22 protein-coding genes are annotated in these 23964 nt (G+C 30.6%); all 22 read right to left on the bottom strand.

All coding sequences use genetic code 11. The annotated features are described in order from the left end of the window. Positions 1-58: 58 nt before the first annotated feature. The gene (locus ACU68W_RS07225) at positions 59-1489 is read right to left on the bottom strand and encodes a S41 family peptidase (protein ID WP_446756335.1); all 1431 of its coding nucleotides are present in this window, start codon (positions 1487-1489) and stop codon (positions 59-61) included. A gap of 62 nt (positions 1490-1551) precedes the next feature. Further along, entirely contained in the window at positions 1552-1686 is a 135-nt protein-coding gene (locus ACU68W_RS07220) for a hypothetical protein (protein WP_275542316.1), read from the bottom strand. Between the two features lie 82 nt (positions 1687-1768). Next, positions 1769-3289 (bottom strand): hypothetical protein, encoded by a 1521-nt coding sequence (locus tag ACU68W_RS07215; protein WP_242428022.1) that lies wholly within the window; start codon positions 3287-3289, stop codon positions 1769-1771. A 446-nt stretch (positions 3290-3735) separates the two neighbouring features. Beyond that, on the bottom strand, positions 3736-4821 hold the full coding sequence (locus tag ACU68W_RS07210) for a phage tail protein (protein ID WP_278726208.1): 1086 nt from the start codon (positions 4819-4821) through the stop codon (positions 3736-3738). 71 nt (positions 4822-4892) lie between these two features. Next, positions 4893-5234: a type II toxin-antitoxin system PemK/MazF family toxin gene (locus ACU68W_RS07205; protein ID WP_002835111.1), complete on the bottom strand. Its 342-nt coding sequence runs from the start codon at positions 5232-5234 to the stop codon at positions 4893-4895. Between the two features lie 109 nt (positions 5235-5343). Next, the gene (gene alr, locus ACU68W_RS07200; RefSeq protein ID WP_094207436.1) at positions 5344-6519 is read right to left on the bottom strand and encodes an alanine racemase; all 1176 of its coding nucleotides are present in this window, start codon (positions 6517-6519) and stop codon (positions 5344-5346) included. Next, positions 6519-7358 carry an NAD(P)H-hydrate dehydratase gene (locus tag ACU68W_RS07195; RefSeq protein WP_316537639.1) on the bottom strand — a complete coding sequence of 280 codons (840 nt, stop codon included), beginning with the start codon at positions 7356-7358 and terminating at the stop codon, positions 6519-6521. The genes alr and ACU68W_RS07195 overlap by 1 nt, the downstream gene beginning before the upstream one ends. A 1-nt stretch (position 7359) precedes the next feature. Next, entirely contained in the window at positions 7360-7713 is a 354-nt protein-coding gene (gene acpS, locus ACU68W_RS07190) for a holo-ACP synthase (RefSeq protein WP_094206039.1), read from the bottom strand. Then, the gene (locus ACU68W_RS07185; RefSeq protein WP_446756334.1) at positions 7703-9070 is read right to left on the bottom strand and encodes a GTP pyrophosphokinase; all 1368 of its coding nucleotides are present in this window, start codon (positions 9068-9070) and stop codon (positions 7703-7705) included. The genes acpS and ACU68W_RS07185 overlap by 11 nt, the downstream gene beginning before the upstream one ends. A 97-nt stretch (positions 9071-9167) precedes the next feature. Then, positions 9168-9431, bottom strand: coding sequence for a DUF3343 domain-containing protein (locus ACU68W_RS07180; protein WP_002835117.1), 264 nt, complete (start codon positions 9429-9431; stop codon positions 9168-9170). Beyond that, positions 9421-10704, bottom strand: coding sequence for a double-cubane-cluster-containing anaerobic reductase (locus tag ACU68W_RS07175; protein ID WP_316449820.1), 1284 nt, complete (start codon positions 10702-10704; stop codon positions 9421-9423). The genes ACU68W_RS07180 and ACU68W_RS07175 overlap by 11 nt, the downstream gene beginning before the upstream one ends. Positions 10705-10715: 11 nt before the next feature. After that, the gene (locus ACU68W_RS07170; protein ID WP_446756333.1) at positions 10716-11510 is read right to left on the bottom strand and encodes a 2-hydroxyacyl-CoA dehydratase; all 795 of its coding nucleotides are present in this window, start codon (positions 11508-11510) and stop codon (positions 10716-10718) included. Beyond that, complete coding sequence (locus ACU68W_RS07165) at positions 11510-12265, bottom strand: acyl-CoA dehydratase activase (RefSeq protein WP_035109100.1); 756 nt, start codon at positions 12263-12265, stop codon at positions 11510-11512. Before ACU68W_RS07165 ends, ACU68W_RS07170 begins: the two co-directional genes overlap by 1 nt. A 150-nt stretch (positions 12266-12415) precedes the next feature. Beyond that, complete coding sequence (locus tag ACU68W_RS07160) at positions 12416-13060, bottom strand: hypothetical protein (RefSeq protein WP_446756332.1); 645 nt, start codon at positions 13058-13060, stop codon at positions 12416-12418. 253 nt (positions 13061-13313) lie between these two features. Beyond that, a complete protein-coding gene (locus ACU68W_RS07155; RefSeq protein WP_446756331.1) occupies positions 13314-14621 on the bottom strand; it encodes an NCS2 family permease in 1308 nt (435 codons plus the stop codon). A gap of 11 nt (positions 14622-14632) precedes the next feature. Next, positions 14633-16546: an ABC-F family ATP-binding cassette domain-containing protein gene (locus ACU68W_RS07150; protein ID WP_446756330.1), complete on the bottom strand. Its 1914-nt coding sequence runs from the start codon at positions 16544-16546 to the stop codon at positions 14633-14635. Positions 16547-16599: 53 nt separating this feature from the next. Then, positions 16600-17142, bottom strand: coding sequence for a phosphodiesterase (gene yfcE / locus ACU68W_RS07145; protein WP_311437415.1), 543 nt, complete (start codon positions 17140-17142; stop codon positions 16600-16602). Next, positions 17142-19472: an endopeptidase La gene (lon, locus tag ACU68W_RS07140; protein WP_227904951.1), complete on the bottom strand. Its 2331-nt coding sequence runs from the start codon at positions 19470-19472 to the stop codon at positions 17142-17144. The genes yfcE and lon overlap by 1 nt, the downstream gene beginning before the upstream one ends. 63 nt (positions 19473-19535) lie before the next feature. Beyond that, positions 19536-20771 (bottom strand): ATP-dependent Clp protease ATP-binding subunit ClpX, encoded by a 1236-nt coding sequence (gene clpX, locus ACU68W_RS07135; RefSeq protein ID WP_446756329.1) that lies wholly within the window; start codon positions 20769-20771, stop codon positions 19536-19538. Between the two features lie 10 nt (positions 20772-20781). After that, positions 20782-21369, bottom strand: coding sequence for an ATP-dependent Clp endopeptidase proteolytic subunit ClpP (gene clpP, locus ACU68W_RS07130; RefSeq protein ID WP_002835127.1), 588 nt, complete (start codon positions 21367-21369; stop codon positions 20782-20784). Positions 21370-21409: 40 nt separating this feature from the next. Then, positions 21410-22735, bottom strand: coding sequence for a trigger factor (tig, locus tag ACU68W_RS07125; RefSeq protein ID WP_094203982.1), 1326 nt, complete (start codon positions 22733-22735; stop codon positions 21410-21412). A 123-nt stretch (positions 22736-22858) separates the two neighbouring features. Then, a complete protein-coding gene (locus ACU68W_RS07120) occupies positions 22859-23845 on the bottom strand; it encodes a cell wall-binding repeat-containing protein (RefSeq protein ID WP_446756328.1) in 987 nt (328 codons plus the stop codon). Positions 23846-23964 lie beyond the last annotated feature (119 nt).

Here is a 23964-nt window from a genome sequence, read left to right as displayed (position 1 = left end):
AATTTTTTCCTCCTACTAAAAGAGAATTCTATTCTCCAACTACATATTTTTATTCCTATTATTTAAAAATTTGTTTTATCTTATCAATCAAAGAAATATCTCCTTCATCTCTAAGTGCATAATTCATTGCCGGATCATTTCCTATCATGTAATCTGCATATGATTGCTCTGCATAGAAATCTGGTGTAAGCATATCATTCTTGTAATCATAATTTTTGTAATTATGCTTAAATACATCTTCCTTTTCGTAATTTTGACTTACTAATATTTTTCCGTACTGACAATAAGCTTTTAGATTTTTTATATAAAATAAACTATCAACTCCAGTAGTAGTTTTTATGGTAAATCCTGAATCATTTCCTATTATTTCAACATTATCTAGTTTTCTCATTGTTTCTATTGTTGCAAGTCCCGCTGCCGAATATGATTTATTACTTATCAATACTTTTATCTTTGTATTTGGATTTTTTATTTGATATAACGCAATTTCTTTAAATATGCTAAGATAATTTTTTAGAAAACCGCCTCCATTAAATCTCAAATCAATGACTATTTTATAAGGCTTGTTTTTATATAATTTTTCATTTATTTCTTTAGTAAAATTATATGTACTATATTCTGTATTCTCAAAGCATGAATTATAATAAATTATTAGATCTTTATTTTTTATTTCAGAATAAAAATTCCTTTCAGTTAAATTTATTATATCTAATGGTCTGATACTTGTGAAATTAGGATTTTTAGTTATTTTTAAAATTTCATATATATTAAAAAAATAAAAATCTGTATATTTAGAATTTATTTTACCAAATTCCCAATTTTCATATTTAGTGGGTATTATATTTTTATAAAATATTTTCCCGTTTTTTTCTAATTTAAGTTTTATTACTTGATTATTTACTATACCTTCTCTTTTTAAATTATCCACTATTCTTATATTACTAATTATATTTGTTCTTGATAAATTCTTATTTTCACTTTGAAAATATTTGGATATTTTAGTTTCAACATCTCCAATTGAAGTATTATTTATTGCCAAAAGTTTACTTCCAAGCATATCACTATTTTTATTTTCACTTTTACTTATATAATATCCATCTGGAAACATCATTAAATCAATCGGCAAAAATTCAGTAAAATACCCTGAACCAAATCCAAGATGTCCTTGCTTTAAACTTGATATTAGAACCCTTAAATCCAGTAGAGTATCTATTATCGTGTGTTCTTTTTTATTTTTAATGAATTTCTCGCATTCTGCCGAAAATTCCTCTCTGGACGTATTATTAAAAATCACATGATTTTCTTTCAAAAAATTTTCTACGTCTTTTATTGTAGTTTCATACTCTTCTTGTGATATTTTAGTATTTAAATTAACATGAATTTTATCTTTTAAGTTAATATTTTCTAAAAGATCTTCTTTTATATAATCAGGCACATCTTCTATATTATTTGAATATGTAAATCCAGTAGTTGTTATAAAGAAAATCATAACCACTACTAATTTTATTTTTTTACTTAACGTTTGTCTTTGCAACATATCCATTACCTTTATTATAATTCTGGAACACATACTGAAGTTCCATAACAGTTGAATTTGTTATTCCAACAAGAAGCTTCGTTTATGCTACAAACTCCACTTCCACTTGTTCCTGCTTCGTGATTTCTACCGTCTATTAAAATTTTCATATTTTTCTCTCCTTGAATTTTATGCCATTTCGGTAAATTTATTTTTAGTTAATGTTATTTTCCAACTACCTGCTTTGTCTTATTAATTAAAAATAGACTTGATTTTATTAAATAAAGAACTATCTCCTTCATCTCTCAATGCATAATTCATTACAGGGTCATTTCCTATCATGTAATCTGCAAAAGATTGTTCTGCGTGAAAGTCTGGTGTAAGCATATCACCTTCATAATCATAGTTTTTGTAATTGTGTTTAAATACATCTTCCTTCTCATAATTTTGACTTACTAAAATCCTTGCATACTGGCAATACGCTTTTAGATTTTTTATATATAATAAACTATCAACTCCTGTTGTAGTTTTTATAGTAAATCCTGAATCATTTCCTATTATTTCAACATTATCCAGTTTTCTAATTGTTTCTATTGTTGCAAATCCCGCTGCTGAATATGATTTATTACTTATCAATACTTTTATCTTTGTATTTGGATTTTTTATTTGATATAATTCTATTTCCTTTAATATTTTAGAATATAATTCAGACAAACCTCCAAGATTAAATCTTAAGTCTATAACAATTTTCTCAGGTTTATTTATATGTAATTTTTCATTTATCTCTCTTGAAAAATTATACATGTCAAATTCTGCGTTATCTTTACATGAATTATAATAAATTATTAAGTCTTTGTTTCTACTTTCAGTATAAAAATTTTTTTCAGTTAAATTTATCTTACGTAAAGGAATAATAGTTCTATAATAAACCTGGTTAATCTTGTCGTACATTTTTTTTACATCTACAAAGTACATGCCTGAATAATCTGAATCAATTTTACCATATTGCCAATCTTCAATTTTATAGATATTAATATTTTTATAAAATATCTTACCATTTTTTTTAAGTTTTAATTTTATTTTTTGTCCTTTTACTATATTTTCCCTCTTTAACATATCTAATATCACTAAATTGCCAATTGAACTTATATGTCTAAAATTTTTGTTTTCTCCATAGGCGTATTTAAATAATTTACTTTCAACTTCTGTAATTGAAATATCGTTTATCCCTAAAAGTTTACTTCCTAATATATCAATATCATTTTTATAACTTGTAGTTATGTACACTCCGTCTGAAAATTCTGATAGTTTTATTGGCAAAATTTCAGTGAAATAATTAGATTCAAGCCCTAGATGTCCTTGCTTTAAACTAGATATTATAAGCTTTAAATCCACCAGAGTATCTATTATTGTGTGCTCTTTTTTATTTTTAATAAATTTGTCGCATTCTATCGAAAATTCCTCTCTTGACGTATTATTAAAAATCACATGATTTTCTAGTAAAAAATTTTCTACTTCTTTTATAGTCTTTTCATACTCTTCTTGTGATATTTTACTCTTTAAATTAACATTAGTTTTATCTTCTAATTTAATATTTCCTTTTAAAATATCCTCTTCTATATAATCAGGTACTTTCTGTACATTATTTGAATATGTAAATCCAGAACTAAAAGTTAAGAAAATTAAACTAAGTATTGTTTTAGTAATAAAGTTAATTAATTTTTTCTTTTTATAACTTATACAAATGTGTTCTCTTTCCCTATTGTTTTTCACGCTAATTCTCACTCCTTTTGATATTAAAATATAAAAATTACAATTTATTTGATATTTGACTTCTAATTTGTCGATATTAGTTTAAATGATATTTTTTTGTTTTTTTAGTATAGAATTAAACCGCGTAACGTTTTCATAATATTTAAATAAAAGTCTTGCTATTAATTAATATTACCTTTAATAGATTTCATTGTCAAGAATTTACTTATTTAATTTACTAATAAATTGTCGCTATTCATCTTATTTATTGCTATATTAATGATATTCGTTATTGTTCACTTCGATTTAATCTCTATTTCATCAATATTCGGTTATTAATTTCATTTATTTAAAAAATCTATAAGTAATTGTTTTTTAGTAATACTAATTAGTTTCTTTTTCGAAATTATAATATGAACTAGAAAAACAGAGACGTTTTAATGTCCCTGTTCATTCTCTCTAATATTTTATTTAAAATCCAATTTATCTACGAATTTTAATATTTCTAATAGCTTTGTTCTTTTTTTGAATGTTTTCTCTATGTTTTTCTTCAAATATTGGTACAAGTCATCGTTTCTAGCTTCAAATGATTTGATTTCCATAACAATATTCATGTATTTTTTGTCTTTGTATGTGCTTTTTAATCTCTTTCGATAAATTTCCCACACTTTTTCAAATGTTTTGTCTTTGTCTTGTTTGATAAGTTCTTCTACGAAAAGTATAAAATAATACGAATCGTGTATTGATGACAAGTTTTTGAACACATTCGTATAATCTTCTTCGTTCAAATATTTCTTGGTTTCTGATATAATTTCTTTTTCCATTTCAATTGAGTAATTATCATTGTCCAAGCTTTGTGAAAGCATGATTACGTAATCGTTGATTAATTTGAATGTGGATTCTTTGTCGTCGACTTTTGAGTATTTGTATAGAAACTCTCTCCATTTTGCTATGAATTTAGTCATGTAATTCATAAGTATATACGTTCTGACATCTATTGTGAACACGTAATTGGATGTGAAGATGAAAAACTTCTTGAAATAATCAAAATATTTTAACAATGCATCTGATATCATGCTTATTGATAAGGTTGTGACTATTTCTTGGTTTTCTTCTGTTAATTGGATTTTTCCTTTTAATAATGATGGACTATTTCCATATTGTATGAGTTTTTTGATTGCGTATACGAATAGATAGGAATATGATTGATCATCTTCGATTTTATCGAACAAATCTTGTAACATATCAAAATCTTTGTCTTTAATTAGATATAGTATCGTCTTTTTGTGAAGTTGTACTTCGCTCATATCGCTGTAGTAATTCACAACTGAAGAAAATGAGTTTTCTTGTTCACGTTCCACTAGGTCGATAAGTTCGATGTCACTATTTCTGTCGTTGATGTATATGTCGTTAATTTTAAGAAGTTCTTGTTCGCTATTTTCGTTTTTGAATGCGAATTTTTTCTTGTTCCAATCGTAGATGCTTAATCCATCTGTTCCTGTTTTTTTGTATATTAAAAAGTTGTTTAATCTAAAAATATCGTAATTTTCCATAGCTTAAATTATATACAAAAAAAGCTACCAAATCAAATTTGATAACTTTTTTATAAAATATGTAGTTTAGATTATATACCCACAGATATTTTTAAAGCTTCATCCAACTTTATCAGAACTCTATCATCAAAGCTACCTACTTTTTCACGAAGCCTTTTTTTATCAATAGTTCTTATTTGTTCAGCTAAAATAACTGAATTTTTCGGTAAACCGTACTTGGATCGTTCTATTGCAACATGTGTTGGTAATTTCGCTTTATTTATTTGTGAAGTAATAGCTGCTATGACTACGGTTGGACTGTATTTGTTTCCCACATCATTTTGAACAACAACGACAGGTCTTACACCACCCTGCTCAGATCCAACAACAGGGCTTAAGTCTGCGTAAAATATGTCTCCTCTTTTTACTTTCATAAACTCACCCTATAAACTCTTCGCTATTTTAAGAACTATTTTTATTATATCCAAAACACTTCAAGAAATCAATATAATAAACTTGCCCAACTTAAAAGCTGGGCTAAGATTAGTTGATTTTTTGTAAATAGTCGCACACTTCTACGACTTTTCCATTTCTAGTATAAATTCTAGGAATTCTCATTGTAACTCTACACAAAAGCTCATAGACATTTGTGTTTGCCATTTCTGCCAAATCATACAATGATATTTCTCCCATGTCATCTTTTCCGAATAACAAAACTTTGTCGCCGACTTTTACATCTCTAATGAAAGATACATCTATCATAATTTGGTCCATGCAGACTTTTCCCAAAATTTTTGCTTTTTTGCCGTTGATAATCACATAAGCTTTGTTGGATAATTCCAAAGGATAACCGTCAGCATAACCTATTGTAGCTGTTGCAACTACTGTTTCAGAGTTTGTCGTGAATGTTCTTCCGTATCCGATGTCTGTTCCTTTTGGAACTGTTTTAATCATTGACACTGTAGTGTAAAGCGAAGATATTTCTTCCAGATTTAGCCTAGAATTTTCTCTTACATAATCTGATGCATGATATCCATAAAGTCCAATTCCGCATCTTATCATATCCAAGTAATATCCGTGAATTATCGCTCCAGCATCATTTGCTATGTGTTTTATTGGAACAGTTATTCCTCTGTTTTCCACATCAATCATAAAACCAATGTATGTATTGTATTGTTCTTTGGTATAGGAATAATCTTCGCTATCAGCATCTGAAAAATGACTGTAAATTCCTTGCAACACTACATTATCCATTTTATAAATTTTGAATATTTCTTCCAAGCATTTATCTTTGTCAAGTCTAATTTGAAATCCTAATCTTGTCATTCCTGTGTCGATTTTGATGTGAACTTTGCATATTTTATTCAAACTTTTTGCAACGTTATTGATTTCAACTGCAGTTTCATAATCGTAAACTGTTAATTCGATATTGTTTTTGATGGCGACTTCAATGTTTTCATTGGAAATGTATCCTAAAATCATAATTGGTTTGAATATTCCATTTTTGCGAAGTTCCAAGGCTTCATTTATATTGGATACTGCAAAGTAATCTATTCCCAAATATTCCAATTCTTTTGTAATAAATGCTGCGCCTTGTCCATAAGCATTGGCCTTAACTACGGCACACATTTTGACTAAATTGCTTATGTTTTTGATTTCTTTGTAATTGTGTTTTAATTTGTCCAAATCAACCTTCAAATAACTTTGATATTTAAACATTATTTCTCCTTACAAGCATTAATCGCTTCCGGTAAATTTCTAATAATATCCGATGCAATAATGCTGTCCTCTCCTATTTTTTGTTTTGCAAAATCTCCAGCTAGTCCGTGAATATACACTCCCAATTTACAAGCTTCGAACACATCTGTGTTGTGCATAAAACTTGCAATAATTCCAGACAAACAATCTCCACTTCCAGCTGTTGCCATTCCAGCGTTTCCTGTATTGTTTACATAAATTTCGTCATTTTTGGCGACAATTGTGTGATGACCTTTGAGAACTACAATGCATTTGTGTTTTTTTGAAAAATCCGTAGCTACTTTCTCACGATTTTGATTGATATATTCTACATCCAATCCCGAAAGTCTACTAAATTCCAGTGGATGTGGAGTTATAGCAACAGAATAATCAACGTATTCTAAATCACTGAAGTCTTTTATTGAATTTAGACCATCAGCATCTATCAAAACTGGTTTATGGAAGTTTTTGAGTACGGCTTTTATCAATTCGTAATTTAATTCATCTTTTCCCATACCGCAACCAATTGCGACACAGTTTTTATTGGAAATATATTCTAAAACTTGAGAAATAGAATTATCACTCAATTTTTTGTCGTCACATTCAAGTGGAAGTATTATATTCTCAACGGATTTAATTTGCATGATTTTCGAGATAATTTCAGGGACAATTGTGTAAACCAATCCACTACCACAACGAAGTGCTGCCATGCTTGCCAAGTAGACGCTACCACACATTCCGTTCGAACCACCAACTATGCAGACTCTTCCGTAGTTTCCTTTATTGGAAAAAGGGTCGCGTTTTTTTATTGTAAAATCCATTTTAATCCTCCAACATCAACACGCACATTGCTATTGCGTATTCTTCATCGTGAGAAATGGATGCATCAATATCTAAAACTTTTGGAAATTTATCTGTATTTAATTTTACAACTAAACCGTCATCATGTATAGACTCCACATCCATAAAACTCATTTTACCAATTCCAGTCTTCAAAGCTTTTGACACTGCCTCTTTGATACAAAACATCCCTGTAATCGTCTCATAATTACGATTTTTCGATTCAATGTATGAAATTTCTCGTTCAGTAAAGACTTTTCGCATAAATTTATCCAGATTTTTTATGTTTTCAATTCGTGAAACTCTTAGAATATCAGTTCCACATCTAATCTTCATTTTTGATTCCTTCAAATTTTTCCAAGAATTTGTTTCTCAATGCTAAAAAGTCTAGTTTTTCAATGTCTTCCACGCTTTCCACATCTTTTACGAATTCTTCTACGATTTCTCCTATTATTTCGAATGAATTTTGTGAAAAATTATTAATATTATATGATTCCGACAAATATTTTATGCTTTCTTTCATTAATTTATCCGTCAAAATATCTTGGTAAGTTTGGTTGATGTTGCAGTTGCTGATTTCTTTTTCGATGACTTTTTTTATGGAATATATCACATAATACACAAAATCCATAAAAATCTCGTTGTTTTCTCTGTCATCAAGGGCAAATAATATCGACAAACAGAAATTCCAGTTGAAGTCCTTGTCCAATCTGCTGTTAAGTCCCTGTGCAAATGAAGTGTGAATGTAATCTCCAAATTCCATATCCGAAAAATCATACAATTCACCAAAACTAATTGGCTTGTTACTTATTGCATTGACTTTGTTTAATATGTCGATCAATCTTTCTTCGTATTGTTTTTTCTCCAAAACATCCATTATTGAAAACAAATAATCGCTTACTACATTTGCAATATTTCTCATATCTATTACAAAACCTAAATTGTATTTTAATTTGAGCATGTAGCCATCGTGTATCATTTTTGTTATGATGCTCTTAAATTGTTGTCTTGTTGCATCATCTTCGTTGGATTCCACTGTCATCATTTTTTTGTAAACACTGTTCAGTTGTTTGTCGATTATAGTTAGATTGTTCTTAATGGAGTACATCACATCACGAATCAAATCTTCTGTCATAACGTAGTTTGAGTTTTTGTACAAAATCGAATGATCTACCTCTCCCCAGAACACATTGACCATGGATTTGATTTGAACTTCAAAATTGATTTTCATGTCGTCATTTTCTACGAAAATAGCGTCAATTTTATAAATTTCAAACCCGTTTTTTTGTTTTTGTGGTTGTGGTTGATCTAGGTTAAGTCTGATTCTCATATCATACTTAGAATAATAATAGCCGTCTTCATCTTTGTAATAAAAAAGTCTTTTCAAATATTCGTACAAATCTTTTTCATTTTCGTTGAAACGACATTCTATTCTAACTCCAATCAAATCTGGAAATAGATTGAACACTTCCTCTACGTCTTTACATTTTATATAATAATTTTGTTTTAGTATTTTTTCTTTGATGCTGTCTTCTTTTTTTACACGTGAGTTAATATTAATAACATCTTCGTTCGTTTCAAAAACTTTACTAAAAAACTCTTTTGTTTCTTCTGCAACAAAGTTTATGAATTTGTAACGACTATTAATTAATTTAACAGCATCATTCATAAATTGAAAAATTCCAGCTCTCATTTTATTCTCCTTTTTATTGCTACTATTATTTTACCATATTTAAGCTTTTCACAAGCATCAAAAAAGAGCACTGCGTGTGCTCTTTTGATTTTACAATTTACAGAAACTTCATCCTGTTAGGATTAATGTCTCGTTCTATTTCGTGAAAGCCCTTGATTTCGATGTTGTTTTCTTCTATAATTTTTTCGATTTTTGGTTTGTCCTCCAAGTTATCGTACAATATAGAAATCCCACAACACACATCCAAAACTCTTGGCGTTGGTGCGATCGTAGCTTTTATAGAATTTTCTTTGATTAAATCGTAAAGTTTTTGTCCGTTTGCCACATCTTTGAACAAGATGTAGTTCATTTTATCTGCCATTTTCAATCATTTCAACGAATGCTTCAATTCTTGTCTTCAATTGTTCGCTGTCTTCGTCAGTATAATCAGTTTCAATTCCCAATACTGGAATGTTGTGGTCTTTAAGTTCTTTTTCTACAATGTGACCTTCTGTATCGTAAATGTTACAGAATTTTAAGTTAACATCGATTACACCATCAACGTTGTATTCTTTTGCAAGTCTGATGATGTCGTCAACTCTTTCAGTGTTTGGAGTGTAACATGCGCAGTTAATACCTTTCATGTATCTGTCTGTTAAGTGATCAACCATTTCGTCCATAGTTTTGCCGGATTCATCTACAGTTAATTCGAAATATCTTGAACCTGTACACATTTCTTCACATATAACAGCTGCTCCACTTGATTCAATGATGTGGTGTAGCTTCCAGTTTGGAATAGACAATGGAGTTCCTGTTAACATTAATCTTGTAGCACCTTTTTTGTATACGCTTACGTTTTGTTCTTTTCTCTTGTCCAATTCATCACACAATTCATTAACTTTTTGTGCAAATCTAGTTGGATCATCGTAGAATGCGATTTGAGAAATCAATAAACAGTCTTTACCACTGATTGGAACATTATCTAATTTACGGAATTCCCACAATCTTTGCATTGCACGTCTTTTGTTATTGATTAAAACAATTGCATCATGAAGAGATTCTGGAGTTAATTTGTTGCCAGTTAATTCTTCGATTCTGTCGATATATCTATAAACTTCATCTTTGAAGAATTCTACGTCTTTGTCTCTTTTCATTTGCGGCAAATCAAAGATGTACATTGGAGCATCTTTTGACATGATTTCCCATGCTTTTTTCTTGCCGTCGCAAGTTGTTTCTCCGACGAATAAATCTGCAAGTCTGAAGAATGGACAAGTTTTTTCAAATCTAGCACCCAAAGATGCCTTGATTAGTGGACATGTAGCAGTTGGAAGATATTTTTCTCCACCTGGTACCCAGAATTGAGATCCTGAACACAAACCAGTATTAATAGCTCCGCATCCAAATACTACTTCGTCAGGAACGTGAATACAGAATGTTCCTACAACTTTTCCGCCGTTTTTTTGGAATTCGATTAATTCAGCTGGTCTAATTCCGTGGATTTCTGCAACAACCATGTTGAAATAATCCATTTTTTCTGGTCTATTTTCTTGTGATAAATATACATCACCAAATGCTTGTGGTAAAACTTCACACAAAACGTCGTGTTGATCGACATCCATTCCTAAATCTTCCCACATTTTTCTGTAATCTGCCATTTTTATACCCCCTAGTAAGTAATTACATTATCATCACAATCAAATTGGCTACAGTTATTAATAACATAATCTGGTTTGAAATCAAATCTTCTGTACTTTTCATCTATGTATTCAAACCCTTTTTTTGTAAAAATATCGTGATATTCGCCTTCACAAAAATAGCCTTCTTTGATTAATTGATCAAATTTTTTGTACACTCCAGCTGCTGCCTGAAGTTTTACAGATGATTTATCCCTAAAAGAATCATCTATATGTTTTTTTATGAATTCTATTCTTTTGTCGATGTCGAAGATAAATTTTGAGAAATATTCCACCTCGTATATTCTTCTCTCATCAATATCGCATTTTCTGAGATTGAATATAAGAGATGAAATTTCTCTGGATTTTTCAATTAAATCATTAAATTTTTCTTCGTCAAATTTTTTGTCTAATTTGTCTTCCAGATACTCAATCAAAGATTTATAATCCCTGTATTTGTAGACGAAAACATCTTTGTCAGTTTTCTTTTTCAAAGTTTCGTAGCGAATTTTGCAACTATCATCTACTATGAAAAACGATGAACTAAACATAAAAGGACATCTTCCAAGTTCCAAATAAGCAAAAGAAGAATTCAACATATCACAGTAATTATTATCCGAATAACCTTCTGTGACTTCCCTGTCCATTCCATAAGAATACACTGTTGTGACTCCAAAACTCTCAACGATTTCCCATGGAACTCTGCCCCACAATGAAACAACAGTTGTTGATTCTCTCAAAGTGAGTGCATCAATATATGCATTTTTTCTAATATCTAAATAATCCATTATCTTGCCAAGACTGCTGCTCCTATCGCTCCTGCAAATCTTGCGTTCTCATTTGTTTCTACGGTTGCCGACAAAAGTTGTGACAAGTGTTCTGTCATATAATCATTTCCCGAAAAACCTCCAGTTAAGAAATAATAATCCGTAGCAGGAAGTCTGTGAACCAAAGTCTTCACTTTATTAATGATAGAATTAATTACACCACAAGCAATATCTTCTTTTGGTGTACCTTTTCCAATTAGAGAAATGATTTCTGTTTCAGCAAAAACCGTACACATCGAAGAAATTTTCACATCTTTTCCAGTTCTTGCCAAATCAAACATTTCGTCCAGTCCAACACCAAGACGATTTGCCATTACTTCCAAAAATTTCCCAGTACCAGCAGAACACTTATCATTCATTATGAAATCTTCTACCATACCATTTTTGTAACTTATGGCTTTTGTATCTTGTCCTCCAATGTCGATAATAGTCATATCAGTATCGTTGAAGAAACTTGCCCCTTTTGCATGGCATGTTATTTCTGTAACGACTTTGTCCGCAAATGGAACAGAAACTCTCCCGTATCCTGTAGCGACAACTTTGCTATTATCTTCGTTTACTCCATTTGATTCTAGCCATTCTTTTATAGTTTTACTAGTTTCAACAGAGCTCCAGCCCGTTGGCATAACTTTTTTGAAAAGAATTTCTTTTTTTGAATCATCTAAAACAACTACCTTTGAAGCAGTTGAACCTATATCAATTCCTACATAATACATATTTATCACCATCTTCATTATAACATCAAACAAAACTATTTTCTGATTTATAGAATTATTCAATAAAACAAGCATTACTTATAGGAAAAATCTATAAGTAAGATTCGAATTAAAAAAAGCCTTGAAAAATTAATTTCAAGGCTCTCATTCTTATCCTATTACTATAATATTTCCCCACCATCTAAAAATTGATTGCGATAATTCATTTGCAGCGTATAATCTGTCTTTTCCTTTTGGTTGTCCATTAAAGTACATTTCTCCCCAATTGTTTGGATCGTAAACTTCAAAATACAATCTATTATTGATATAAGTGTATCCTTTTACAACTAAGAAATGTCCTCCTTGGTAGTTGTAAAATCTACCGATATTTGAATTGTTGTTATTATTAAATGAAATAAATCCAGTATTCACACAAACAATTGCAATATTTCCATTATCCAATATATCTGTCAAAGTATCTTCTCCATTGTATACAATTGTACGATTTGGAATTCTTTGATCATTCAAATATTGTGATACAGTGTTTGTTGACCACCATCCACCTTGCATAGGATAACGATCCCTTGCTCCTGCTGCTGTCGCGATTGTATTTCTATTGAACCATTTTTCGACCATTACACTTGAAGATGGACCACAATTTGAGTTACTAGCCCAGCCAGTGTTTCCTTGATCTATGTACCAATTATAGTTTCTATCGTTGTGTACTTCTTGTCTTACTGCGACTGTAAAAGTAGGTGTTACTAAAACTACGATTGCCATTAAAAGCATTAATATTTTTTTGCCAAATTTCTTCATATTTTTACTCCTTTGATTTTATTTTTAAAAAGAAGACGTTTTACTTATATTTATAACCTCCTTATTTTATTTTTCTTCTTTTTATTAGCTAAATTATTTGATTTTATAACAATTAATTTCATAAATCTATGTGTTCTCTGTAATTATGTTATCGTTTACAATAAAAGTATAACACTTATTTTTAAATTATGAAATAGTTTTGAACAAAAAAATAGTAGCACATTTTTCATGCACTACTATTTTTATTTAATGTTTAAAATAAAGGCCAAATTATTCTTAAAACGAATACTATTGCCAAGATATACATCAAAATAGAAACATCTTTTCTTTTTCCTGCTAATAATTTTATCAAAACGTAGCTTATCATTCCAAAAGAAATTCCTTCTGCAATTGAATAACAAAATGGCATCGCAATTATTGTTATAAATGCAGGAATTGCTTCTGAATAATCGTAAAAGTCGATTTCTTTGATTGAGCTAAGCATAAATAATCCTACGATTACCAATGCAGGTCCTGTTGCTTGTGCAGGAATCATTCCAAATACAGGGAACAAGAATAAGCTTAGGAAGAAAAAGAACGCTGTTGACAAAGCTGTTAGACCTGTTCTTCCACCTTCTGCAACTCCTGATGCCGATTCAACAAATGTAGTTACTGTACTTGTACCAAGTAGAGCTCCCATTGTTGTTCCAATCGCGTCTGCTAATAATGCAGGAGATGCTTCTTTTAATTTTCCTTGTTCATCTAACATACCAGCTTTTGCACTAACTCCAACCAAAGTTCCTACTGTATCGAAAATATCTACAAATAAGAATGTGAATACTACAGTGAACATATCGAAAGTAAATATTTTATCGAATTGTATTTTAAAAGCTACTGGAGCTAATGATGGTGGCAATGTTATTGGAGATCCGCCTTGGTATTTTGACACTCCCAAAATCAACGCTAAAGTCGTAGAAGCCAAAATCCCATACATCAACGCACCTTTGATTTCTCTAGCCAAAAGTAAAGCGATAATGAATAATCCTACAATAAATACTACGCTTTCTCTGCTCAAGAGATTTCCCAATTGTAAAACAGTACCTTCACCTTGTAAAATAATTCCTGAATTTACCAAACCAACTAGCGCTATGAAAAGGCCAATTCCACAGCTAACTGCTTTTTTCAAATTAATTGGAATCGCATCAAAAATCATTTCTCTTACTTTAAATAATGAAAGAATTAAAAATACAATACCTTCCAAAAATACTGCAGTCAAAGCAAATTGCCAAGTATAGCCTAGTGTTTTAACAACTGTAAATGTAAAAAATGCATTAAGCCCCATACCTGGTGCCAAACCAAATGGCAAGTTGGCTAAGAAAGCCATACAAACCATGGCAATAATACTTGCAATAACACTAGCAGTAAAAACTCCACCCTTGTCCATTCCAGTTTGACTCAACATTTGAGGATTGACTGCCAAGATATAACTCATAGTCATAAATGTAGTAAATCCCGCCATTAATTCCGTCTTTACATCTGTTTTCCTCTCAGATAGACGAAATTTTTTTTCTAAAAAATCCAAGTTTTCCCTCCTTAATTTTTATCAAAATCTTCGTATTCCAATTGTTTATCTTCCCAATCTGAATACAAGGAATTTTTGTCGGCGTTAAGATGTTCCAGTTCTTCATTTAATTGAAGAATTTTTTGAGGATCATCGTAAATATCATTTTGACAAAACAAATCTTCAATTTCTTTGATTCGTTCGTCAATTTTATCTATATTCGATTCAATCGTTTCAATTTGTTTTCTCAGTTTTTTAAGATTATTTGTGATAGCACGTTGTTTTTTCTTTTCTTTCAAAGCTGCAGTTTTGTTCAAACTTTCCTCTGTTTTATCCACTTTTAAATCATTGATTTTCTCTTGATAATAATCGTAATTTCCAAGGAAAGTAGTCGTTTTATCTTTTTCCAACACAATGATTTTATCACAAACTCTGTTCAAGAAGTATCTATCGTGGCTAATTACAAAAACAGTACCTTCGTAATTTATCAGAGAATCTTCCAAACTTTCCTTTGAGTCAATGTCCAAGTGGTTAGTAGGTTCGTCCAGTAACAAAAAGTTTGATTTTGAAAGCATCAACTTCAATAACGATACACGCGCCTTTTCTCCACCACTCAAATCTTCAATAAGTTTGAAAATATCGTCTCCCACGAAATTCATAATAGCAAGAGCACTTCTGATTTCGTAGTGAGTCATTTTAGGATATTCGTCCCAAATTTCATCTATAATTGTGTTTTTATCGTTCAAATACATCTGTTCTTGGTCAAAATATCCGATGTTTACATTGGAACCTAACCTGAATTTTCCAGAAGTTGGTTTTAAATTTTTGGTTATAATATTGAATAAAGTCGTTTTACCAACTCCATTTGCTCCAATAAGTCCTACTCTTTCTTCCTTATATATATCTAAGTTACAGTTCTCAAAAATAAGCTTGTCGTCGATTTTTTTTGACAAATCTTCAACCATCAAAACGTCCTTGCCGCTTGGTGAAGATATTTTGAATTTAATTCCAAAAGTTCCATCATCATACGTTGGCTTATCCATAAGCTTCATTTTATCCAACAGTTTCTTTCTGGATTGTCCTTGTTTATTCTTCTTAGCATTATCAGTGCTAGTGTATTTTTCGACGATTTCAAGTTGTCTCTTGTACTCACGTTGCTGATTTTCGTATGTTTTACGTTGAATATCCATGTAGATTTTTCTTTGTTTCATAAAACCAGTGTAATCTGTCTCGTACGTTTTGATGGTCCTATTTTCCATGTGAAAAATCCTGTTTACAATTCCATCTAAGAAATATCTATCGTGAGAGATTATAACGCAAGCACCTTTATAATTTTTTAGAAAAGTTTCCAAAAACTCGATAGCTTTGATATCCAAATGGTTAGTAGGCTCGTCTAGTAACAATACGTCACATTTTTGTAGAAGAAGTTTTGCGAGCATTATTCGAGATTTTTGACCACCACTGAAATTAGTGACATTTTTATCCAAATCACCATCTGAAAATCCCAAACCTTTTAGTGTGCCTTTGATTTCAGAATCGTAGAGATATCCTCCCATTGATTCAAATCTTTCCAAATCTCTGTGGTATTTGTTCATCAAATCTTCCAAATCTTCGGTATCCTTCATTTGATTTTCGTATTCTCGAAGTTTGTTCTCCAATCTCAATACTTCTGAAAAAACGCTCAAGCATTCTTCATACAAAGTATTAGTCGAATCGAATGAATTATGTTGCTTCAAGTATCCTATTTTCATATCATTTTTGATGAACAAGTCTCCACCGTCTTTAGACAATTCTCCTGTCAAAATATTAAACAAAGTGGATTTACCAGCACCATTTATTCCTATGATTCCAATTTTATCATTGTCGTTAATATTAAAAGTAACATTTTCTAAGATACTTTTATCTAAGAAAGATTTTTCTATGTCTTTTGCGCCTATTAGAATCATTTTTTCACTTCCTAACTAAACAGTCAATCAACTCAATTCTGAGTTAATTGACCTCATATTTTCAAAGATGACAAAACTTTGTTTGAGTCTGTATCTATAAGTTTGATTTCATCATCATCTATTATTGCAACTGATTTTACACCGTCTTTTGGAATAGAAGGACTACCTGGATTTAACAAAATAACGCCTTCTTTATCTTCCAAAACTTTTACATGAGTGTGTCCTGTTATTACGATATCACAATTATTGGCCTTAGCAATTCTAATTCTCTTTTCTTCATCTTCCTCGTATCCATGAATTGTGAAAATTCTAAATTTGCCAATATTTATGATTCTATGTTTTTGTGTCAAATCGTGTTCAATAACCATTTGATCCACATCACTATCGCAGTTTCCTCTTGTATATATCACATTATCCATAGATTTGAAAATAACTGCTAAATCTTTGGGATTGTAATCTTCTGGAAGAGCATTGCGTGGTCCGTGATACAAAACATCTCCCAAATGAAAAATCGTGTCGCAATCTTTTAGAATATCCAAAGCTTTTTTCGTATTATCTAAAGAGCCATGTGTATCGCTTATTACACCTATTTTCATTATATTAATACCTCATCCAAAATTTCTTTTACATTATTTGTAAAATAGAATTTGATTTTTTGTCTAATTTTAGGATCAATGTCTTGGATATCTCTTTTGTTTTCTTTTGGCAAGAAAACTTTATTAATTCCGTATCTATGAGCAGCCAATACTTTTTCCTTAACTCCACCAATTGCCAATACTCTTCCTGTAAGTGTGATTTCTCCAGTCATTGCAAAATCGTGTTTTACTTTTCTTCCTGTCAATGCACTTACTAGCGCTGTAACCATTGTAACACCTGCTGATGGTCCATCTTTTGGAACAGCACCTTCTGGAACATGAATATGAATATCTTTTTCTTTGTAGAATTCTCCTTTTATACCCAAATCCTCTTGGTTACTTCTGATGTATGAAATTGCAGCCATTGCAGATTCTTTCATTACATCTCCAAGTTTTCCTGTAAGTTGAGTTTTGCCTGTACCGTCCATTACATTCGCTTCAATTGTCAGGATAACTCCACCAACTTGTGTCCACGCTAAACCATTCACAACTCCTATTGTGTCTTCCCTTGGAATTTCATCATCTAAAACTAATTTTGATCCCAAGAATTTTTCTAGATTTTTATTGTTGACGACAACTTTTTTAACATCATCTCTTACGATTTTCACAACGGCTTTTCTGACTACTTTTCCAATATTTCTTTCAAGCTCTCTTACTCCACTTTCTCTTGTGTAGTTGTTTATAATCGTATAGATAGCATCTCTTGTGATGTGGAATTGGGATTTGTCCATTCCATTTTCTTTTAATTGACGTGGAAGCAAATATCTGTTAGCTATTTCAAATTTTTCATAATCTGTATAACTTGTAACTCTGATAACTTCCATTCTGTCTAACAATGCATCTGGAATTTGTTCTTGTGAATTTGCAGTAGTGATAAATAATACATCTGACAGATCAACTGGAATTTCGATGTAATTATCTGTAAATTCACTGTTTTGTTCCGGATCTAAAACTTCCAACAAGGCACTTGCAGGATCTCCTCTAAAATCAGATGCTAATTTGTCAATTTCATCCAATAAGAAAACTGGATTTAATTTCTTAGCTTTTTGCAATTGAGTTATAATTCTTCCTGGCATTGCTCCGATGTAAGTTTTTCTGTGACCCCTGATTTCTGCTTCATCACGTACGCCACCAAGTCTCATGGATACGAATTTTCTATTAGTTGCTTCAGCGATTGATCTTGCAATTGAAGTTTTACCAACCCCTGGAGGTCCAACTAGACAAAGGATAGGTCCTTTTAATGATCCAGTCATCTTCTTAACAGCTAAATATTCCAAAATTCTTTTCTTAACATCTTCAAGTCCAAAATGACCATCATTTAGAACTTTTTCAGCAACTTTTAAATCAATCGAACTTTTTGATTTTTTGTTCCAAGGAATATCCAATACTTGATCGATATAATTTCTAATCACTGTGCTTTCAGGATTATTTGGATTCATAGAAGATAATCTGTTGATTTCCTTTAAAACGTGTTCTTCAGAATCTTTTTTAAGTTTTAATTTCTTTACTCTATTTGCATAATCATCTGTGTCTTCAATGTCGTATTCTTCACCCAATTCCATCTTGATTTGACGCAATTGTTCTTGAAGAAAATACTCTTTTTGTGTGTCAGATATTTCTTTGTTTGTTCTTTGTTCGATATCTTCTTTTATCTTCAAAAATTCAATTTCTTTTATTACAAATTTGTACACCAACTCAATTCTTTCATCCATATCCAAAGTTTCCAATAATAAAATTGAATCCTTGTCATTTAATGAAATTAGCATTGAAATTGTATCTATCAAAGAACTTGGATCTTCTTCGTTTAAAAGTCCCCCAAGCAAATCTTGTGGTAATGGTTTTTTGATGATTTCTGCCAGGCTTTCAAACGAAGAAATAATCATCCTAATCATAGTCAGTGATTTATCTGTAGGATGATATTTTGTTTTATCGTATTCCATAACTTCTACGTTTGCTTCTAAGAAACTGTCGTTTTCAACAAAGTCTACGATTTTAGCTCTGTCGTAAGCTTCAACCAAAACTCTGACATTTCCATTTGGCATTTTAATAGTTTGTTTGATACTTGCAAGAACTCCTGTATGATAAAAATCTTCTTTTGTAATGTTTTCTACCATTGGATCTTTTTGCGTACAAATAAAAATCTCAGAATTTCTGAGCAAACTAGCATTTAAAGCATTTAATGAAACTTCTCTTCCAACTTCAAAATGTTGGATATTATTTGGAAACAACCACAAACCACGCAACGCGATTATTGGAAGTTTCTTTTCTGATATTGTATAGTATTCTTTCATCAAACTCCTCTTTCGAATTTAATCTATTGATAAAAATAGCTCACCTAAAGTGAGCTATTTGTGTTATTTATTATTTGTTTTGAAAACAAGTTTTGGGTCTTTTCCTTCTAGTACACTTTCTTTTGTCAAAATTACTTTGGAAATGTCTTGTCTTGATGGTAGCTCAAACATAATATTCATCAAAGATTTTTCTATTATTGTTCTCAAACCTCTGGCACCTGTTTTTCTATCGTAAGCTAACTTGGCGATAGCTTTCAATGCTTCTTCATCAAATTCCAACTCAACATCATCCATTTTGAATAATTCTTGATATTGTTTGATAACTGCATTTTTAGGTTCCAAAAGTATTTTAATTAAAGCTTGTTCATCTAGTTCATCAAGTGTAACTAAAACTGGAATTCTTCCTACAAATTCAGGAATTAAACCAAATTTAATCAAATCTTCTGGCCTAATATCTTTGAACAATTCAGAAATTCTCTTATGTTCATTTTCTCCCAAATCTGCCCCAAAACCTATTGATTTTGTTTCTGTTCTTTTTTCGATTATTTTTTCTAAGCCGTCAAAAGCTCCACCGACAATGAATAAAATATTTTTTGTATCAACTTGAATATATTCTTGATTAGGATGCTTTCTTCCACCTTGTGGCGGTACATTACAAATTGTACCTTCAACTATTTTTAACAAAGCTTGTTGTACACCTTCACCGCTAACATCTCTAGTGATGGAAGGATTTTCGCTTTTTCTAGTAATCTTGTCGATTTCGTCAATGTAGATGATTCCTTGTTCTGCTTTTTCTATATCGTAATCCGCTGCTTGAATAAGCTTCAAAATTACATTTTCTACATCTTCTCCGACATATCCAGCTTCTGTAAGGCTAGTTGCATCGGCTATAGCAAAAGGAACATCCAATATCTTGGCTAAAGTTTCAGCTAAAAGTGTTTTTCCACTTCCAGTTGGACCCACCAATAAAATATTTGATTTTTGTAATTCTACATCATTATTCATTAGATTAGAATTAATTCTTTTGTAATGATTATATACTGCAACAGCCAAGGCTTTCTTGCCTTCTTCTTGTTTGATTACATAATCATCAAGCACATCCTTGATTTCGATTGGCTTAGGCAAATCAATTCTTTCTTGGGTATTATTTATATCTTTGAATTCTTCTTCTATTATGCTGTTACATAATGAAACACATTCATCGCAAATAAATACTCCAGGTCCAGCAATTAATTTTCTGACTTCATCTTGTGATTTACCGCAAAAAGAACATTTATATTGATTTTCATTTTTTGGCATAAATATTTCCTTATTTAGAAGTATATATAACTTCGTCTATCAATCCATACTCTTTTGCTTCTTCTGCTGTTAGTATGAAATCTCTGTCTGTATCTCTTTCAATTTTTTCTAGAGGTTGTCCAGTTCTTTCAGATAATATCTTGTTTAATAATTCTCTCTTCTTCAAAATATTCTTAGCGTGAATTTCGATATCACTAGCTTGTCCTTGTGCTCCACCAAGTGGTTGATGGATTAAAGTGTCTGCATTTGGAAGTGCATATCTTTTTCCTTTTGCACCACTTGTTAGAAGGATTGCTCCCATACTAGCAGCCATTCCTACACAGATTGTTGAAACATCTGGTTTAACGTATTGCATAGTATCGTATATCGCTAATCCTGCGCTTACAGAACCTCCTGGTGAATTGATATATAATTGAATATCCTTTTTTGGATCTTCACTTTCTAAGAACAATAATTGAGCTATAACAAGATCCGCCATCTGATCATTAACTTCGCCTGTGACGAAAATAATTCTTTCTTTTAAAAGTCGAGAGAAAATATCGTAAGATCTTTCGCCTCTATTACTTTGTTCTACAACCATTGGTACTAAAGATGGCATAATAATAACCTCCTATTATTAATTCTAATATATTGAAATATTATTTATCTTCTTTTGTTTCTTCAGCTTTCTTTGTTTCAAATTTAGTATTTTCTACTAATTTTTCTAAAGCTTTTTTTCTCTTGATGTCTTCTTTTAAGAATTCTACGTTTGGACTATTTTTGAATTCTTCGATGAATTTTTCTTCATCATCTTGTCCATATACTTTTGCAAATTCTTTTAATTGTTCATCTAATTCTTCTTCTGTTGATTCGATTGCTTCTTTTTCGATATATTTTTCTAATACCAAATCACCTTTAACTTTTAATTCAGCGTTAGCTCTTAATTCGTTTTTAACATCTTCTTCTGAAGTGTTAGTGATTTGGAAGTATTGATCTGTATTTAAGCCCATTTGTTGAACTCTTCTTGCAAAATCTTGGAATTGACGATTTACTTCGTTGTCAATCATTGATTCTGGAACTGTAATTTCAGTAGCATCAATCAAAGCTTCTACAGATTTGTTTTGTTTTTCAACTAATTGTCTTTGTTCGTTGTCTTTTTCTAAGTGTTCTTTGATGTCTTTCTTGTATTCGTCAAGAGTATCGAATTCAGAAACATCTTTTACGAATTCATCATCTAATTCAGGTAATACTTTTTCTTTGATTGAATTGATTTTGCATTCAAACTTAGCATCTTGTCCTTTTAAAGAATCTTCGTGGTAATCTTCTGGGAATTTAACATTAACGTCAAATTCATCTCCAACATTGTGACCTACGATTTGTTCTTCAAATCCTGGAATAAATGTGTGTGAACCTAAAACTAATTCGTAATCTTCTGCTTCCCCACCATCAAATGCTTTATCATCTACAAAACCTTTAAAGTTGATAGAAACAGTGTCATTTTCCTTAGCTTCTCTTCCTTCAACTTCTTGAACTCTTGCGTTTGATTCTAATTCGTGATTGATTTTCAAATCAACATCAGAATCAGTTACTTTGTATTCTTCGATTTCAGCTGAAAGATTAGAATAATCACCTAATTCGAATTCTGGTTTCAAATCAACAGTGAATTTTACTTTTACATCATTGTTTTCAGTAATGTCATCAAGATCGATGTCTGGTTGTGAAACTGGTTCTAATTCTAATTCTTCGATAGCTTTTTCGTAAATTCCTGGTAATAATAGATTTACAGCATCTTCGTAGAATAAACCTTCACCATAAGCTCTTTCCAACATTTTTCTTGGAACTTTACCTTTTCTAAATCCTTTTAAACTAAATTTAGATCTATTCTTTTTATAACTTTCCTCAATTGCATTATTAAAATCTTCTGCAGGTATTTCACATGTGAATACCGCTTGATTATTTTCTTTACTTACAAGCACTGCGCTCATACTTTCCTCCTAATTTTTATTTAAAACTTAAATTAATTTCACTTAAAATAGAAATTCCAGCTAATATTATACCCTAAATACCATTTTTTTTAAAGTTTTTTAGCTAAAATGATTAAAAAACTGTTATTTTTGTTCAACTTTGTAGTATAAATCCAATTTATTTGCTAATTTTTCGAAATTTTCTTCTTTTTTCCCGATATATATACCATTTTGTATAGATGTCGTAAGAAGTTTATTGGTAGTCTTGTCTACATTGCCTTCATTTACTAAAATATTTACGTAATTTTTTTGTAGGCTAACATACGATGCCAATAAAGATGTTCTAATATCTTTGTATTCAGTAAATATAATTTTAGAATACTTAATATCACTGTTTTGAACATAATTTGCATCATAGACCGATTTGTAATCATTTCGTGTAACCTTGAAACCATTTTGCTTTAGCTTCTCATCGTATTCACTACTTATAATCGATGTAGGTTGATCTATCAAAATATTTGAAATCCCCTTGTCAATAGCAAACTTTGTAATTGAATCGTCAAATTTCTTACCTTGCACAAATGTAATCGCGTATCCATTCTTTAAATAATAGCCCATCTTCGCTTGAATAAAATTAAAATTAGACAAATCGCTAATAACTAAAGTATCCGTAGGATTCAAATTCGTGTTTTCTTTGATTACATTCTTGGACACTTCGACGCGATCTCTTCCATCAATTCTTGTAACCAACAAGCCGCTCAATTTCAAATTATCAGAGATTTCTTCTGAAACTGATTTGGGGCCGCCAATTATATAAACATTTTTCGCTTTTAACCTATTAGCTTCATTTAATATCGGACTTTCTTTCTTTATATATGCTCCATCATTTTGAATAAGCAAAATCGCAGCCTTATTCTTATATGCAAAACTTAGGGCTGAAATTATGTCGCTTTCCTTTTTTTCATTTACTATGACTAAGTTTGCGTTTTTGTCGTAAACTTCCTCTGTCAATTTTTCTGACAAATCGGAACAGTCTTTCTCAATTATTTTATCCAGAACTACATCCGTATTCGCTAGTGATTTTGTCGATAAAAACAACAAACACATACACAAAATTAAAATTCTTTTCATAATTACCTCTCCATTAATTATATATTAAAATCAAATCAAATTGCAAAAATGTATCATTTCTTGCAATTTCAAGCAAATTAGTTATATAATTAATTCGTAACACTCAAAAAATGAAAGGA

It is taken from the genome of Finegoldia sp. P2-F-LR, assembly GCF_052932265.1.
This window is presented reverse-complemented; position numbering and strand designations above follow the sequence as displayed.

Excerpts from the sequence above, each read along its gene's own strand:
- yfcE (WP_311437415.1), bottom strand. The coding sequence starts at position 17,142 with ATGAAAATAGGTGTAATAAGCGATACACATGGCTCTTTAGATAATACG.
- ACU68W_RS07185 (WP_446756334.1), bottom strand. The coding sequence starts at position 9,070 with ATGAGAGCTGGAATTTTTCAATTTATGAATGATGCTGTTAAATTAATT.
- alr (WP_094207436.1), bottom strand. The coding sequence starts at position 6,519 with ATGTTTAAATATCAAAGTTATTTGAAGGTTGATTTGGACAAATTAAAA.
- ACU68W_RS07160 (WP_446756332.1), bottom strand. The coding sequence starts at position 13,060 with ATGAAGAAATTTGGCAAAAAAATATTAATGCTTTTAATGGCAATCGTA.
- clpP (WP_002835127.1), bottom strand. The coding sequence starts at position 21,369 with ATGCCATCTTTAGTACCAATGGTTGTAGAACAAAGTAATAGAGGCGAA.
- tig (WP_094203982.1), bottom strand. The coding sequence starts at position 22,735 with ATGAGCGCAGTGCTTGTAAGTAAAGAAAATAATCAAGCGGTATTCACA.
- ACU68W_RS07205 (WP_002835111.1), bottom strand. The coding sequence starts at position 5,234 with ATGAAAGTAAAAAGAGGAGACATATTTTACGCAGACTTAAGCCCTGTT.
- ACU68W_RS07220 (WP_275542316.1), bottom strand. The coding sequence starts at position 1,686 with ATGAAAATTTTAATAGACGGTAGAAATCACGAAGCAGGAACAAGTGGA.
- ACU68W_RS07170 (WP_446756333.1), bottom strand. The coding sequence starts at position 11,510 with ATGGATTATTTAGATATTAGAAAAAATGCATATATTGATGCACTCACT.
- ACU68W_RS07150 (WP_446756330.1), bottom strand. The coding sequence starts at position 16,546 with ATGATTCTAATAGGCGCAAAAGACATAGAAAAATCTTTCTTAGATAAA.
- ACU68W_RS07175 (WP_316449820.1), bottom strand. The coding sequence starts at position 10,704 with ATGGCAGATTACAGAAAAATGTGGGAAGATTTAGGAATGGATGTCGAT.
- ACU68W_RS07120 (WP_446756328.1), bottom strand. The coding sequence starts at position 23,845 with ATGAAAAGAATTTTAATTTTGTGTATGTGTTTGTTGTTTTTATCGACA.
- ACU68W_RS07225 (WP_446756335.1), bottom strand. The coding sequence starts at position 1,489 with ATGATTTTCTTTATAACAACTACTGGATTTACATATTCAAATAATATA.
- acpS (WP_094206039.1), bottom strand. The coding sequence starts at position 7,713 with ATGAAGATTAGATGTGGAACTGATATTCTAAGAGTTTCACGAATTGAA.
- lon (WP_227904951.1), bottom strand. The coding sequence starts at position 19,472 with ATGAAAGAATACTATACAATATCAGAAAAGAAACTTCCAATAATCGCG.
- clpX (WP_446756329.1), bottom strand. The coding sequence starts at position 20,771 with ATGCCAAAAAATGAAAATCAATATAAATGTTCTTTTTGCGGTAAATCA.
- ACU68W_RS07195 (WP_316537639.1), bottom strand. The coding sequence starts at position 7,358 with ATGGATTTTACAATAAAAAAACGCGACCCTTTTTCCAATAAAGGAAAC.
- ACU68W_RS07210 (WP_278726208.1), bottom strand. The coding sequence starts at position 4,821 with ATGGAAAATTACGATATTTTTAGATTAAACAACTTTTTAATATACAAA.
- ACU68W_RS07180 (WP_002835117.1), bottom strand. The coding sequence starts at position 9,431 with ATGGCAGATAAAATGAACTACATCTTGTTCAAAGATGTGGCAAACGGA.
- ACU68W_RS07165 (WP_035109100.1), bottom strand. The coding sequence starts at position 12,265 with ATGTATTATGTAGGAATTGATATAGGTTCAACTGCTTCAAAGGTAGTT.